Raw genomic sequence first — 14,651 nt, 5'->3', positions numbered from 1 at the left:
ATAACTTTGTTCTACTAATAACCTAAAATCTAATGAATTAATTTAAAGATAACTTTGTTTTTTTATTGATTCATTTCAATTTCTTAATCTAAGATTTCCGAGAGTTTATGCTTTATATTTCATAGCTGTTATATAAATATTTGAAAATCAAATTATTGAATCTTATCGATATTAGGTGGAGTAGTAAAAAGCAATGTCGGTTTATATCATTAAATTTGTGATTATTGTTATTGCTTAATTTTCTATGATAAAAGATCCATCTATTTCGGTCGTAATAAGTACTTATAATTCTATTTCATGGCTAGAAAAAACGCTGTGGAGTTATGAATATCAGGTTTTCAGACAGTTTGAGATCGTTATTGCAGATGACGGCTCAGATCAAGAAACTAAAGATTTTATAGAGGATTATAAAAAGCAAAGTACAAAGAAGATCATACACGTTTGGCATGAAGATAATGGTTTTCAAAAAAGTACTATTCTCAATAAAGCATTGATGGCTTGTAATTCTGAGTATGTAGTAATGTCCGATGGTGATTGTATTGCTAGAGAGGATTTTTTACAAATTCATTACGAGCGTAGAGAGCATGGACACTTTCTTTCTGGAGGTTATTACAAATTACCTATGGAACTTTCTGAACAAATTTCAAAAGAAGATATTGCTACTCAACGATGTTTTGATGTAGAATGGTTAAGAGAAAACGGATTACCTACTTCATATAAGAATCAAAAACTTACATCTGGTTTTGTGACGGCAAAAATTATGGAAAATCTTACCCCTACAAATGCCAGCTGGAACGGTCATAATTCTAGCGGTTGGCTCAAAGACTTGATTGCAGTAAATGGTTTTGACGAGCGCATGCAATATGGTGGTCAAGATCGAGAATTAGGAGAGCGATTATTTAATTATGGATTAAAATCTAAACAAATACGTTATAGTGCGATATGTTTGCACCTAGATCACGCTCGCGGTTATAAAAATCAAGAATCTATCGATAAGAATAAAGCGATAAGAAAAGCAACCAGAGGTGAAAAGAAAGACTTTACCCCTTATGGGATAGTTAAGGAAGAGAAGAACAATTAATAATTCTCTATAGTAAATTTTTCTAACTCTGTAAAAACCATCTCTGCTTCAAACTTTTGATATAGTTCTAGTGCTTTAGGCTTCAATTTTTTTAATGGTTTTTCTTTATAAAGATTTGGTTTAAAATCTTTAAGATGCACAGATATGTGCTTCTTACCATCTTCTCCTACGTTCCAAGATGACTTATTAATCCATGGGCTAAAAATAGTGAAGGTAGAAATGTCCAGCGCTTTGCCCATATTTATGGCGCCGCCTTCATTACCTATGATGCTGTCGCAGTGATATAGTACTTTGAGAAAATCTCTAATACTAGGCGCAAAAGCATCAATAAAAATATATTTTTGTGTAGAAGGTAAACAGGCGTTATAAATAGCGAGCGCTGCTTCTTTTTGATTAGGTATATAATTAAAAAGTAACTGCGACTTTGTTTGAGCCACAAACTCATCTAGAATTTTTGCCATGGTATTATAGGGCAAGGTTTTTATCTCACTACTTCCCAAAACACTTACCATAGTAAGCGGTTTGTTTAAATCTATTCCAGAATTTTCAATCCAGTTTTTACCTTCCTCTTTTTCGGTTTTAGTAAGGTATATTTTTGGTTTAAGGTGCCAGTTTACCTGTTCAGTAAGTGGTTGAGTGAGTAGCATTCTACTGCCTAATGCGACTCCAGTTTTATAAATAGACTTATCTGGTTCGTTCTTTACAGCAGTTGTATAAGCAAAGGTAGAGAACCACTTTTTATAACCTATTCTTTGTTTTGCTCCCGATAAAAAAGAGAGTAGAGCACTATTATTTTTCCCATAAGCATCTATGAGAAGGTCGTACTTATTTTGTTTCAGCTTTCGCGAAAGCGAGATTATAAAACTCATTTTCTCAAAATCTAATTTGGACACTTTTATAAGTCCATCTATAGCTGGGTGATGTGCCACCAACGCCTCTGCATGAGAAACGATGAGGTAATCGAGATGTGCATCAGGATAGGTGGTCTTAAGCTGATCTGCGATGATTGTGCTCGTAAGCACATCACCTAGCATTTGATATTGAATGAGTAAAATACGCACTATACGGCCACGTTATACTCACGTAAGGCGTCGTTGAGTGAGGTTTTCTTGTTGGTACTTTCTTTACGCTCTCCTATGATAATGGCACAAGGTACATTGTACGTTCCTGCTGGAAATTCTTTTGCATAGCTGCCAGGAATAACTACTGATCGAGCTGGCACGCGACCTTTATATTCTACTGGTTCATCACCAGTTACATCTATAATTTTAGTGCTGGCTGTGAGAACTACATTTGCTCCTAAAACGGCTTCTTTTTCTACACGCACGCCTTCTACCACGATACAACGCGATCCTATAAAGGCGTTGTCTTCTATTATCACTGGAGCGGCTTGTAATGGTTCTAAAACGCCTCCTATTCCTACGCCACCACTTAAGTGAACATTTTTACCTATTTGAGCACAGCTACCTACTGTTGCCCAGGTGTCCACCATCGTGCCTTCTTCAACATAAGCACCTATGTTGATATAAGAAGGCATCATGATCACGCCGCTCGAGATATAAGCTCCATGCCTAGCAACTGCATTAGGAACAACTCGTATTCCTTTGCTTTGGTAACCAGTTTTAAGAGGGATTTTATCATGGTATTCAAAAGGAGCACATTCTATGGTTTCCATTTTCTGAATAGGGAAATACAGTACGACTGCTTTCTTTACCCATTCATTTACTTTCCAGCCATCTTCAGTAGGCTCTGCTACTCGTAGGGTCCCACGATCTAACATATCTACTACTTCTCTTATTGCGGTTTTAGTAACTCTATTTTCAAGCTGGGAACGATCATCCCATGCGTTTTCTATTACATTTTGTAACTGGTCCATAAGGTAGTTTTTTACAAATATAATAGCTTGCAAGTGTAATCGACACTTTGAAGCTGCTAGATTAGCTTATCCTTAACCATTTATTTATTTTTGCAAAATATGGCGCGACTTCTTGCAATAGATTATGGTAAAAAAAGAACAGGCATAGCTGTTACAGATCCTATGCAAATTATTGCCTCTGGACTGACTACAGTTGCTACAAGAGATCTTACCTCTTTTTTAACCGATTACCTCAAGAAAGAAGAGGTGGAAACCATTATTTTAGGAGAGCCTAAACAAATGGATTATACTGATAGTGAGCTAGGGCCGTGGCTCAATAAATATATGTTGCAATTAAAAGAGTTGTTTCCTGATGTGAAAATAGAAAGAGAAGATGAGCGTTTTACCTCAAAAATGGCACATGCAAGTATGTTAAGTAGTGGTATGAAAAAGAAACAACGACAGAATAAAGCGCTAGTTGATGAAATTGCCGCAACTATTATATTACAAAGTTATATGGAGCGCAATAAATGATTAATGTCTAAAGATTAATTTTTATTAAATCTTGAAAATAAGGATTAAGAATAAATATCAGACATAAATCAATATAAGTGATAGTTGTTGATGATAGTAAAAAGGTAAAATGAGTAAAGAATTAAAAGCTAGAACTAAAGTATTTGCACATCGTTGTGTAAAGTTAGCTTTGTCTTTACCCAATCATACACTTGGAAACCATATCAAAGGTCAGTTGATTAGGTGTTCTACATCTACGGCAGCTAATTATAGAGCGGCATGTGTTGCGATTTCAACAAAGTCATTTGTTGCAAAATTAAGTATTAGTATAGAAGAAGTTGATGAGTGTGAGTTTTGGATGCAATTTGCTGTGGATGAAAGTTTAATCAATTTGAATATGTCTGAAGCATTGATAAAAGAATCCAAAGAGCTAACAGCGATTTTTATTACAAGTCGCAAGACTGTACAAAAAAACATGAAAAATAGTGAATGAGTTTACTTTTTTTCCAATCAATAAAAAGTAGGTATAAGCATTTAAGATTAGCCATTAATCATTAAACAATTATCACTAGACATTAAATAGTTAGACATTAAATATTAATCATTTAAAAATATGATTTTACCAATAGTCGCTTACGGCGATCCAGTTTTAAAAAAGAAGGCTAAGGATATAACACCAGATTATCCACAGTTTAAAGAAACTCTTGAGAATATGTGGGAAACCATGTATAACGCAAATGGTCTTGGCCTTGCAGCGCCTCAGGTAGGTCTATCAATTAGATTGTTTCTTGTGGATACATCACCTTTTGGTGACGATCCAGATTTTACCGAAGAAGAGGCAAAGACGTTAAGTGAATTTAAAAAAGCTTTTATCAATGCCGAAATTCTAGAAGAAAGTGGCGAGGAATGGGCTTTTAACGAAGGATGTTTGAGTATACCTAATGTGACAGAAGACATTTTCCGTAAAGAGGAAATTGTAATACGTTATCTAGACGAAGACTTTAAAGAACATACTGAAACTTATAATGGCATCATCGCAAGAGTGATACAGCATGAGTATGATCATATAGAAGGAACTTTATTTACGGATAAGATATCGAGCCTTAAAAAACGATTACTTAAAGGAAGGTTGTCAAATATCTCTAAGGGAAAAACAGATGTAAGTTACCGTATGAGATTTCCAGAGGTAAAAGGCAGAAGAAGGTAAAAAAAATTATTTTTCCCTAATCAAGATAAGAATAGATTAATGATTAGTACGGACAACTATAACGTCTAATTAGTTAATAATCATTTAAGTCAGCTATTTATAAGCTGCCAAACTTATTTATAATTAGTTATTTTTTTAACAAAAAAATACTTGTAGATTAGCGTTTTAATTAATTTTTAAAATTTATATAATGAGGGATATATTCTTATTTGCTTTATTTACAGTTTCCACTTTTTTACTTCATGGTCAAAACTCATTAGGACTAGATACTTCTTACGGAAACTCTGGTAGAGTGATTACTTCAATTAATCCAGGTGAAGATATTGCACGTGGAGGAGTAGTACAGTCGGATGGAAAATTACTTGTAGCTGGTTATACATTTGATGCAGTTTTTGGTTATGATTTTATCTGTTTAAGATATAATACAGATGGTTCATTAGACAGTACTTTTGGTTCTAACGGTGTGGCGCAATTTGATTTACAGGTAGGAAGTGATGATAGAGCATTAAGTATTGATCTTCAATTAGACGGTAAAGTAATTCTTGCTGGCTTTAGCGATGATGGGACAGATAGAGATGGAGCAGTAATCCGTTTAAACTCTGATGGCACATTAGACACCACTTTTGGTACTTCAGGTTTTGCCATTACTGACTTTGGAGAGTCTGACCAGTACAATACAGTAAAAGTTCATTTAGTTACCGGGAATATCATTGCCGCAGGAACATCTTATCGCTCTACCACTAGATCTAATGCTGTTTTTGCTAGATATCTTCCTAGTGGTAACCTCGATACTAATTTTAATACAGATGGTAAGTTAGAAAACCTACCTTCTCCAGTTAGTGGAACACTGCGAGAGCTCTCTATAGAGGATTTAGCAATTAAAGCAAACGGAAGAATAACCGCTGTAGGATGGATCGAGTATACTGGTCAGACAGGAAGTGCTTCAAGCCATTATGAATGTCGTCTTAATGTAAATGGGACATTTGATACCACTTTTTCAAACAACGGTTATGATTTTGACCTGATAACTACAGCATACGATTATACTTATGCAATGGATATGAATTCAGATGACAGTTTTGAGTTTGCAGGATATTCTAGATATATTACAATGACTGGTGCGACTGATCGGAGAGGATATTTACACCGCTCAACTTCTAGTGGAGGAACAAACTTTTCTGAAACAATCGTGGAAATCTCTCAAAGCATTGATGAATATATTTTCGGAATGGGAAGAGATAGCAATGGTAATTTGATTATCGGAGGTGCAATAAATGATAATGCTGTAAATCCATCTTTTGAGTTTTTTGTAGCAAAATTAGATAATACAGGTGATGTATTTGATTCAAATTTCGGCAATAACGGATTGATAAGAACCAGTTTTTCGGACAATGCTGTTGCTAGAGATTTACAAATTCAGTCAGATGATAAGATACTTTTGATAGGCTATGTAGGTGACGATATTGCCATTACACGTTATACTCCTCAAACCTTAAGTATAGAGAACGTTAAACCTTTAAATAATATTAAGATTTATCCTAACCCTACAAGCGATTTTCTCAATATCTCTATGATTGCTCCTATTGAAGTTAATGAGCAATTTAAGATCTACGATCTCACAGGCAGATTAGTGTTAACCTCACAGATAGATGGTGCCGATACAACAATTGACGTATCAAGCCTCAATGCTGGGGTTTACATAGTAGGTGTTAAAAATCAGAGCTACAAATTTGAGAAAATCTGATTTTGAATTTAATCATTTTACAAATGCACTATGACTAATACACCTTTCTCATGAATTTTACTATTTCATTCATGAATTTGGGTTTTTAATCGTACGGAGTTATTTTACTTGAATACATTTTTGAACATAATTTTTAGCAGTGATTAAAATTAAAGTCGAAAAGTCAAATTTATTAGTGAAAGAAAAAGTTTAAATGAGTTCATTACATATATTTGCCACCGCTAAAAAAAAGAAAATGAGTTTAGATAAAATTTTATCCATTACCGGAAAACCAGGATTGTACCAATTAAAAAATAAAGCCAAAAGTGGTTTTGTGGTAGAATCCTTACTTGATAAGAAAACATCTATCGTAGGTATAAATCACAACGTGAGTGTTTTAAATGACATCTCTATCTATACCTATTCAAAAGAAATGCCTTTAAAAGAGGTATTTAAAAAAATAGCAGATAAAGAATCTAACGGTCCTACAATCAATCATAAAGTAGGTAAGAAGGAGTTAGAAGCTTATTTCAATGAGGTACTACCAGATTATGATGAAGAGCGAGTTTATGCTAGCGATATTAAAAAAGTAATTCAGTGGTACAATCTGTTAGAATCTAATGGACTCCTAAGTGCAATAGACGAGGAAGAATAACTCACTTAATATATTGTTTAAAATGCCTTTCTTACATTAGAGAGGCATTTTTCTTTTGTAATGGTCGTTATATCGCTTTCGCGAAAGCGGAATTGTGGAAGCTAGTTAACGTGAGTTCGACCTAAGGTCATAAATAAATTACTGACCCTCAAACATTAACAAAATTGTCAAGTCGAGCGCAGTCGAGACTGTTTACATACTTACCATATTTTCTCGTTTTCGACTGCGCTCAAACTGACCTCTCAACTCCTTATTTATTATCTTATTGATTAATATATAATTGCAGACTTTTTTACATCGAACTCACGGTAATTATTTAATTTTATTTCTCGCGCTTACACCCTTTGTCAAGTTTTCAAAATGCAATAGGTAAAAAAAAGCTACTTCTTAAAAAACGGAATGCGATACATAATTCCATAAGCATAACCTACTCCTATATTACCGGTATCAAAGGTTCTACCAAAGCCTGGTGCGTAGAGATTTGCAAAATTGCTCGGTGCATTTTCGGTTAGACGGCGTTTTAATTGGAAATTTGCCATGACGTAGAGGTTGTTCAATACTTCTACTTTTATACCGAGTTGGATTTCTATCCATACCATGTTAAGACCTGAAAATTCTCTGTCTACAGCATTGGTGAAAATAGGGAAGTAGTTGTTATCTACATTATAATCGTAACGAGTCAAGGTTTGAGAAAAATTTGCAAACCCTAATCTCGCGCCACCATAAATCATGTTATCCATTTCTAACCAATTTTGGTAGAAATTATAATCTACACCAGCTTTTAAAAACTGACCTGTACTTTCATAATCTACACTTTCACTAGTTCTGTCTAAGGATTCATTTCCTAATTCTCCTGCGATATATAATCTATCGGTAAGACGGTAATCGGCCAAAATTTGAAAACCAGTATATTCTGGATCGATACCTGTTCTTATTAGACTGGCGATATCTATTCCAGCTCTCAGACCGTATGATTTTTTATAGGTAATACTGTCTGTAGAGATCTCGTTTTTGCCTTGAGCGAAACTAAAAACAGAAAACAATACAAACAGAATGCTAATGAAGTATTTGTACATGAACGTCTGTATTATTAGTTATATCATCTTCTAGAATCAATACTCTATCGATCCATCTGGTTACAGCGGCTTCTGGAGTTTGAACCGCAATGAGGTTATTGTAAACGATTCTAAAACCGCAAGATCTACTGACATACTCTTCACTTAATGTGTAATTGAAGTTAATATTATCTGAGTTTACCTCATTATCCTCAGTGAGGATAAAATTGTAACTAGTGGTGCTACTGTTAGTCCTTAAAGGTATGGAAATGGTGGTTGCATTAGTAAGTACGAGTGTGTCATCGCTATCTATAGGTGCAAAGTCAGTACTTCCTATTTCTTGAACTTGAATACGATCTACAGCTTTATCTTCTAGCGGATTAAGCGCATCTTTAAATTCTATAACTAATCGAGGAGTTACCGCTTGATCTGGTGTACACAAATCATCTTTTTCACAGCTGCCGGATAACAGTGCAAGAACTAAGAGAAGAACTATTTTTAAATATCCTTTCATTATCTAGTTGTTCTCATTGTTTGAGGTCATCTCGTCGTTTTGAATCAAGTCGTTAAGAATTTCAGTAGTTTTTTTATAGCTAGGTCTGTGAATATAGTCAGATAGCACTTGGTTTCCTTGCTGGTCGATAATCGTATAAGTAGGAAAACCTTCTAAATTAATCTGATCTTGTACAACAGCACCTTCTTTTTCATCTAGAAAATAGTGCTTTCCTTTAATTTGAAATTGAGAAATAGAAGGTAGATATGCCTTTTTATCACTTGCATGACATAAATATACAAACTCGACATCTTCTTTAAATTTCTCATGTAAAGCTGGCGAGGCCTCTTTAAACTCTGCTTTGCAAGGACCGCACCATGTCGCCCAATTATCTATATAAATCACTTTACCATTTGCATTAGAAATAATCTCTTCAAGATATTTTGATGGATCATCATTTTTAAAAGTGAGTAGCTCAGTTTCTTTAGGAAGATCTGGATTATCTAAAAGCTTTCTCTCTTCTTCATATCGTTCTTGCAGAGAAATTCCCAAAGTGGTATTTTCAAAGTATTGGTTTAGTTTTTCTGAATTGCTTTCATACAGTTGGAGCGAGTGATTCTTAAGGTCGCCCATAACTAACATGGCAATGGTATGCCTGTTCAAATAGGTGTCTTTCTCAATAGCTTTCTCAATGATTATTTGATCAATTTCAGTGGTAGTAGCTTCAGGAGATTTCTTTTCTATTTCTTGAGACGCAAAAGTATGATGATGATATAGTAAATCATTGACGGTACTAGAATTTACTAAATCTTCTTTTTCTAGTCTTGGTAATTTATCAATACTACTATAATAATCGCTATTCATTTCTGGTACTTTCTTACCATAATATCTAGCAAAGGATGCATACTCCATTTTAATATTGTGAAGCGCATATTTCTCGTCTGCATTGATGTAATCTCTTAAGAATTTGTTGATGGTAGTGTCGTCTTGAAACTTTTTGTAATGCTTTTTAAGCGCATCTTTTTGATTACCCAAGTATTCTTCAAGATCTTTATGATCTTTATCACTTTCATTCACGAAAAATTCATCGGTATCAATAGGATTATTGTTGAGATAGTCTTGTAGGTTTTCTTGTGTGGTCGCTGTTCTTCCAGTAAACTGTAAATTGTCTTCAAAGTCAGCCGCTTTTTTACTTTCTATAAAATTTACGGTGATGGTATCGCCAGGAACGGCGAGAATTGAAAAACTATTGATGCCATACAAGGTGAATTCACAGGCGTATTTTAAATCTATGACGGTTTCAAAGTCTCCGTTTTCATTAATAGGAATGTCTTTTTGAATACTTTGCTTTTCAAAAATATCATAACCGTATAAAGTAATTTTATCTAGTTCCAAAGAATCAGTTACCTGTACATTCCCTTTGATATAGGTTTCCTTAGCAGTTAGGATTTCATTTTCAGAGCAACTGCCTAGAACAAAAACCAGTACTAAAAGAATAATTGTGTTTTTCATATTTACTTTCTTAATTCCAGTAATACTACGTTTTCTACATGATGAGTTTGTGGAAACATATCTACCGGTTGCACTTTAGTAATTTCATATTTCTCGTTCAATAACGCAAGATCACGTGCTTGTGTTGCGCTGTTACAACTTACATAAACGATTTTTTTTGCACTCAATTGAAGCAGTTGTGCTACCACATCTTTATGCATTCCATCTCGCGGCGGATCTGTAATAACCACATCAGGCTGGCCGTGCTCGTCGATAAATTCTTGAGTAAATACCTCTTTCATATCTCCTGCAAAAAAGGTAGTGTTATCAATACCATTATGTTGTGCATTTGTTTTGGCGTCTTCAATAGCTACAGGAATGGCTTCTATACCGACTACATGCTTGGCTTTTTTTGCTACAAATTGAGCAATTGTTCCAGTACCTGTGTATAAATCATAAACCAGTTCTTCACCGCTTAACCCAGCAAAATCTCTTGTGATTTTGTACAGCTCATAAGCCTGCTGGCTATTGGTTTGATAGAAAGACTTGGCATTGATCTTAAATTGCAAACCTTCCATTTCTTCAAAAATGTGATCGCGACCATGGTAACAAATCACATCTTGATCATAAATGGTGTCATTTGCTTTTTCATTTATAATGTATTGCAACGATGTTATTTGTGGAAAAGATTCTTTTAAATGATCTAATAAGGCAACTCTTTGCGCTTCGTTGTCTTGAAAGAATTGAATCACGACCATGTTTTCACCGGTGGAAGACATGCGTAACATTAAGGTTCTTAAAGTTCCAGATTTCTCTCTTGGATTGAAGTAAGATATGTTTTCCGCTTTCGCGAAAGCGTGTACACTCAACCTAATATCTTCTCCTATTTGAGGATGAAGATGGCATTCATCTAGGTGCAAAATTTTATCCCACATGCCTGGAATGTGAAAGCCCAAGGCTTTTTTATCTTCAATTTCTACATCACTTTGAATCTCTTCAAGAGTCAACCATCTGTTTGCACTGAAGCTAAATTCCATCTTGTTGCGATAATGGTATTGTTGTGATGAACCTGCAATAGAAGTAATTTCTGGAAGTTCCAAATGTCCTATACGTGTCAAATTCTCGACCACTTCTTTCTGTTTAAAATACAGCTGGCTTTCATAAGTCATATGCTGCCATTTACAACCACCACAAGTATTGAAATGTTTGCAAACCGGCGCCGCACGTCGCTCACTTAATTCTATAAATTTAGTAACGCGACCTTCATAAAAGGAACGTTTCTTTTTAAAAGTTTGAATATTTACAACATCGCCAGGAACGGCATCAGTGAGGAATATGACTTCACCTTCTTCAGTTTTTGCAACACTTTTACCTCTTGCTCCAGCGTCTACTACTGGGACGTTTTCAAAGGATTTTTGAGCTCTTCTTCTTCGTTTTGACATAGGTGCCAAAATTAACTAAAATCCGCGTTTTTATAGAACTTTACTTGGGTTATTGTATGAGGTGGTGATTAAGATTTTCGCAAATTCTTAAAGGTTTTAATTTTAATCCTGCAAGCGAAATGATTAAATTGCGGCAAATGAATAAAAGTAGAGAAATGAGCATAGAGACTAAAAGCAAAGCACAACATTATATCGATTTAGAAGATAAGCATGGAGCAAATAACTATCATCCATTACCAGTTGTACTGGAAAAAGGTGAAGGTGTTTATGTTTGGGACGTAGATGGTAAAAGATATTTTGATTTTTTAAGTGCTTATAGTGCTGTTAATCAAGGGCACTGTCATCCTGCAATCGTAAACGCGATGAATGATCAGGCACAGACATTAACGCTTACTTCTAGAGCATTTCACAATGATAAATTAGGACAATACGAGAAATACATGACAGAGTATTTTTCTTTTGACAAAGTACTGCCTATGAATACTGGTGCAGAAGCTGTAGAAACTGCTATTAAAATTGCACGTAAATGGGCATATGAGAAAAAAGGAGTAGAGGAGCATAAGGCAAAGATCATTGTAGCTGAAAATAACTTTCACGGTCGTACGACTACCATCATCTCGTTTTCAAATGATGAAGGTGCTCGTAAAAACTTTGGACCGTACACTCCAGGTTTTATCAAAATACCATACAGTGATACAGAAGCTCTTGAAAAAGCATTGCAAGAGGAAAATGTTGCTGGTTTCCTAATTGAGCCTATTCAAGGTGAAGCAGGAGTTTTTACTCCAAACGACGATTACATGAGAATTTCTAGAGATTTATGTACAAAGCACAAAGCATTATTCATTGCCGATGAGATTCAAACTGGAATTGCCAGAACTGGTGGTTTACTTGCCGTTTGTGGTAATTGTTCTTGTGAAGCTCATTGTGAGCGCCAGCCAGAAACTTATGCAAGACCTGATATGTTGATTTTAGGAAAAGCACTTTCTGGAGGAGCTTATCCTGTAAGCGCCGTTCTAGCAGATAATGAAGTAATGAACGTGATCAAACCAGGACAACATGGTTCTACATTTGGTGGTAATCCGGTAGCTGCAGCGGTTGCAATGGCAGCTCTTGAGGTTGTTAAAGATGAAAGCTTAATTCAAAACGCACGTGCATTAGGAAGTTACTTTAGATCTGAAATTCAAAAGTATATTGAAACTACTGACACGGTAACTTTAGTTAGAGGTAGAGGTTTACTAAATGCTATTGTGATTAACGATACTGAGGATAGTGATACTGCCTGGAATATATGTTTGAGATTGCGCGACAACGGTTTGCTTGCAAAACCTACTCATGGTAATATCATACGATTTGCTCCACCGTTAGTTATGAACAAAGAGCAATTAGATGATTGTATAGCTATTATTATTAAAACTTTAAAGGAGTTTGAATAGATAAATAGTACGAGCTGTTTCAAGTGTTAGATAGGCGATTATTTTTATTATATATTTGATTTTTAAATCCAATCAATTATGCAAAACGAATTTAATCAAGGTCAAGGTCAACGACCTATAGGTCCACCACCTAAAACCTATTTAGCAGAATCAATTATTGTAACTATTATTTGCTGCTGGCCATTAGGTATTCCAGCTATTGTTAACGCTGCAAAAGTAGATCGCTTACACGCTCAAGGATTATATGCCGATGCACAAAGAGCGTCTGAAAAAGCTAAACAATGGTGTATTTATAGTGCTATCGGAGCAGCAGTTTTTATAGTACTATATATGTTGTTTGTTTTTCTTATCGTAGGTATTGAAAACTTTAACTAGGTGAAAATTACAAATCGAGTTGTACTCATACTTATAGGAGCCACTTTAATAAGTGGCTTTTTTTATGTGTATTCTTTGTATAACCCAGTTGAGAGTAATTTGTTTCCTAAATGTCCTAGTAAGTATGTTACTGGTTACGATTGTCCAGGTTGCGGTTCTCAACGTGCAGTACATTCCTTATTTAACGGTGAAGTGAGTAAAGCGTTTAATTATAATCCGTTATTATTTTTTCTGGTTCCTTATGGTTTATTAGTAGGTGTTTTTGAATGGATTCCTTCGTTGAGAAATCATTCTTTCAGAAAACTATTGATTAACTTTTATACAATCATGGTGGTTTTTAGTATTGTTATTCTTTTTACTGTTTGGAGAAATTTATAAGCTATTGCTTGTTGAAAATTTACATAGACAGCAATCTGACAAATATTATAATGCTCAATCCTATCTAATGGTGAAGTTTTAAATTAGTCGGGATAAAAAAATAGGGAAAGCGCTAGCTTTCCCTATTTAAGGAAGATTGTTAATTTATCTTCTTATTAAATGCATCCAGCTTCTTCCATACCTTGTCTGAGATCTTCCATGTCTGACTCAGAAGCTCCATTTTCTATAGCCATGTCATACCAACTCTGCATAAACTCACATTGATTTAGAGCTATATAAATAAATATTGCTAAACCTATTATAGAAATTATAAGAGAAACAATAGCTACTGTTTTAGCAGATTTCATCGCTTTTCCATTTACAAATTGATCTGGATTTGCTTCATATTTTTTAAGCTCTTTGCTAGCAACTACAATTGCTATAATGGCAGCAACGGTTCCTAAACCGTATACACAGCAGCATAATAATCCTACTACTGATAAAATGTAAACTAATGTTGTATTCAATTTTTGCATGATATTTTTTTTAAATAATAGTTAGTTTATACACATCCTGCTTTTTCCATCTCTTCTAGCATAGGGGCTAATTGTTCCTCAGATGCGCCATTATCTAATGACCAATTATAGATCCATTCATTAAAAGCACATTCATTAAGTGCGGAAGCAATAAATATTGCTAATCCTATTAGAGATATAACTAGAGAAACAATAGCAACTGTTTTAGCAGTTTTCATTGCTTTTCCATTTACAAATTGATCTGGATTTGCTTCGTACTTTTTAAGCTCTTTACTTGCAACTACAATTGCAATAATAGCTGCAACAGTACCTATACCGTAAGCACAGCAACATAAAAAGCCTACTACTGATAAAATGTAAACTAGTGTTGTATTTAATTTTTGCATAATAAGGTTGGGTTTGATTTGTACAATTAGTAATATTCTACCTTACAAT

17 protein-coding genes are annotated in these 14,651 nt (G+C 34.6%); 9 read left to right on the top strand and 8 right to left on the bottom strand.

What is annotated here, in order from left to right; genetic code table 11:
• The first annotated feature begins 244 nt into the window (after positions 1–244).
• Positions 245–1,081: a glycosyltransferase family 2 protein gene (locus DDD_RS01795; RefSeq protein ID WP_015361008.1), complete on the top strand. Its 837-nt coding sequence runs from the start codon at positions 245–247 to the stop codon at positions 1,079–1,081.
• Here the strand turns inward: DDD_RS01795 and DDD_RS01790 are convergent.
• Positions 1,078–2,142 (bottom strand): glycosyltransferase family 9 protein, encoded by a 1,065-nt coding sequence (locus DDD_RS01790; RefSeq protein WP_041566845.1) that lies wholly within the window; start codon positions 2,140–2,142, stop codon positions 1,078–1,080. The genes DDD_RS01795 and DDD_RS01790 overlap by 4 nt on opposite strands.
• Positions 2,142–2,957 (bottom strand): 2,3,4,5-tetrahydropyridine-2,6-dicarboxylate N-succinyltransferase, encoded by an 816-nt coding sequence (locus DDD_RS01785; RefSeq protein ID WP_015361006.1) that lies wholly within the window; start codon positions 2,955–2,957, stop codon positions 2,142–2,144. Before DDD_RS01785 ends, DDD_RS01790 begins: the two co-directional genes overlap by 1 nt.
• Positions 2,958–3,056: 99 nt before the next feature.
• Here DDD_RS01785 and ruvX point away from each other — a divergent pair, with 99 nt between their 5' ends.
• From ruvX to DDD_RS01760, 5 genes are all read left to right on the top strand, one after another.
• Positions 3,057–3,470, top strand: a complete 414-nt coding sequence (gene ruvX, locus DDD_RS01780) for a Holliday junction resolvase RuvX (RefSeq protein WP_015361005.1) — start codon at positions 3,057–3,059, stop codon at positions 3,468–3,470.
• Between the two features lie 109 nt (positions 3,471–3,579).
• Complete coding sequence (locus DDD_RS01775; RefSeq protein ID WP_015361004.1) at positions 3,580–3,942, top strand: four helix bundle protein; 363 nt, start codon at positions 3,580–3,582, stop codon at positions 3,940–3,942.
• A gap of 120 nt (positions 3,943–4,062) precedes the next feature.
• A complete protein-coding gene (gene def, locus DDD_RS01770; RefSeq protein WP_015361003.1) occupies positions 4,063–4,656 on the top strand; it encodes a peptide deformylase in 594 nt (197 codons plus the stop codon).
• 190 nt (positions 4,657–4,846) lie between these two features.
• Positions 4,847–6,400: a T9SS type A sorting domain-containing protein gene (locus tag DDD_RS01765; protein ID WP_015361002.1), complete on the top strand. Its 1,554-nt coding sequence runs from the start codon at positions 4,847–4,849 to the stop codon at positions 6,398–6,400.
• Positions 6,401–6,635: 235 nt separating this feature from the next.
• Positions 6,636–7,034 carry a DUF5606 family protein gene (locus DDD_RS01760; RefSeq protein ID WP_041567285.1) on the top strand — a complete coding sequence of 133 codons (399 nt, stop codon included), beginning with the start codon at positions 6,636–6,638 and terminating at the stop codon, positions 7,032–7,034.
• Between the two features lie 380 nt (positions 7,035–7,414).
• On the opposite strand, the gene DDD_RS01755 is transcribed toward DDD_RS01760, so the two are convergent.
• The 4 genes from DDD_RS01755 to rlmD are packed head-to-tail and all read right to left on the bottom strand — an operon-like array spanning position 7,415 to position 11,515.
• Positions 7,415–8,110 carry a DUF6048 family protein gene (locus DDD_RS01755; RefSeq protein ID WP_015361000.1) on the bottom strand — a complete coding sequence of 232 codons (696 nt, stop codon included), beginning with the start codon at positions 8,108–8,110 and terminating at the stop codon, positions 7,415–7,417.
• A complete protein-coding gene (locus DDD_RS01750; protein ID WP_015360999.1) occupies positions 8,091–8,603 on the bottom strand; it encodes a DUF6452 family protein in 513 nt (170 codons plus the stop codon). Before DDD_RS01750 ends, DDD_RS01755 begins: the two co-directional genes overlap by 20 nt.
• A gap of 3 nt (positions 8,604–8,606) precedes the next feature.
• Positions 8,607–10,094, bottom strand: a complete 1,488-nt coding sequence (locus DDD_RS01745; RefSeq protein ID WP_015360998.1) for a TlpA family protein disulfide reductase — start codon at positions 10,092–10,094, stop codon at positions 8,607–8,609.
• 2 nt (positions 10,095–10,096) lie between these two features.
• Positions 10,097–11,515: a 23S rRNA (uracil(1939)-C(5))-methyltransferase RlmD gene (gene rlmD, locus DDD_RS01740; protein WP_015360997.1), complete on the bottom strand. Its 1,419-nt coding sequence runs from the start codon at positions 11,513–11,515 to the stop codon at positions 10,097–10,099.
• A gap of 137 nt (positions 11,516–11,652) precedes the next feature.
• Between rlmD and rocD the strand changes: the two genes are divergently transcribed.
• The 3 genes from rocD (at position 11,653) to DDD_RS01725 (ending at position 13,701) form a co-directional block, all read left to right on the top strand.
• A complete protein-coding gene (gene rocD / locus DDD_RS01735) occupies positions 11,653–12,948 on the top strand; it encodes an ornithine--oxo-acid transaminase (protein WP_015360996.1) in 1,296 nt (431 codons plus the stop codon).
• Between the two features lie 78 nt (positions 12,949–13,026).
• The gene (locus DDD_RS01730; RefSeq protein ID WP_015360995.1) at positions 13,027–13,323 is read left to right on the top strand and encodes a CD225/dispanin family protein; all 297 of its coding nucleotides are present in this window, start codon (positions 13,027–13,029) and stop codon (positions 13,321–13,323) included.
• Positions 13,324–13,701, top strand: coding sequence for a DUF2752 domain-containing protein (locus DDD_RS01725; protein WP_015360994.1), 378 nt, complete (start codon positions 13,324–13,326; stop codon positions 13,699–13,701).
• A 155-nt stretch (positions 13,702–13,856) separates the two neighbouring features.
• Here DDD_RS01725 and DDD_RS01720 read toward each other — a convergent pair whose 3' ends face one another.
• A complete protein-coding gene (locus DDD_RS01720) occupies positions 13,857–14,216 on the bottom strand; it encodes a CCC motif membrane protein (RefSeq protein ID WP_015360993.1) in 360 nt (119 codons plus the stop codon).
• A gap of 26 nt (positions 14,217–14,242) precedes the next feature.
• Positions 14,243–14,602, bottom strand: coding sequence for a CCC motif membrane protein (locus DDD_RS01715; RefSeq protein WP_015360992.1), 360 nt, complete (start codon positions 14,600–14,602; stop codon positions 14,243–14,245).
• Between the last annotated feature and the right edge of the window lie 49 nt (positions 14,603–14,651).

The sequence above is a fragment of the Nonlabens dokdonensis DSW-6 genome, from assembly GCF_000332115.1.
GTDB lineage: Bacteria > Bacteroidota > Bacteroidia > Flavobacteriales > Flavobacteriaceae > Nonlabens > Nonlabens dokdonensis.
The sequence above is the reverse complement of the archived record's forward strand: the minus strand, read 5'-3'. Positions and strand labels throughout refer to the sequence as shown.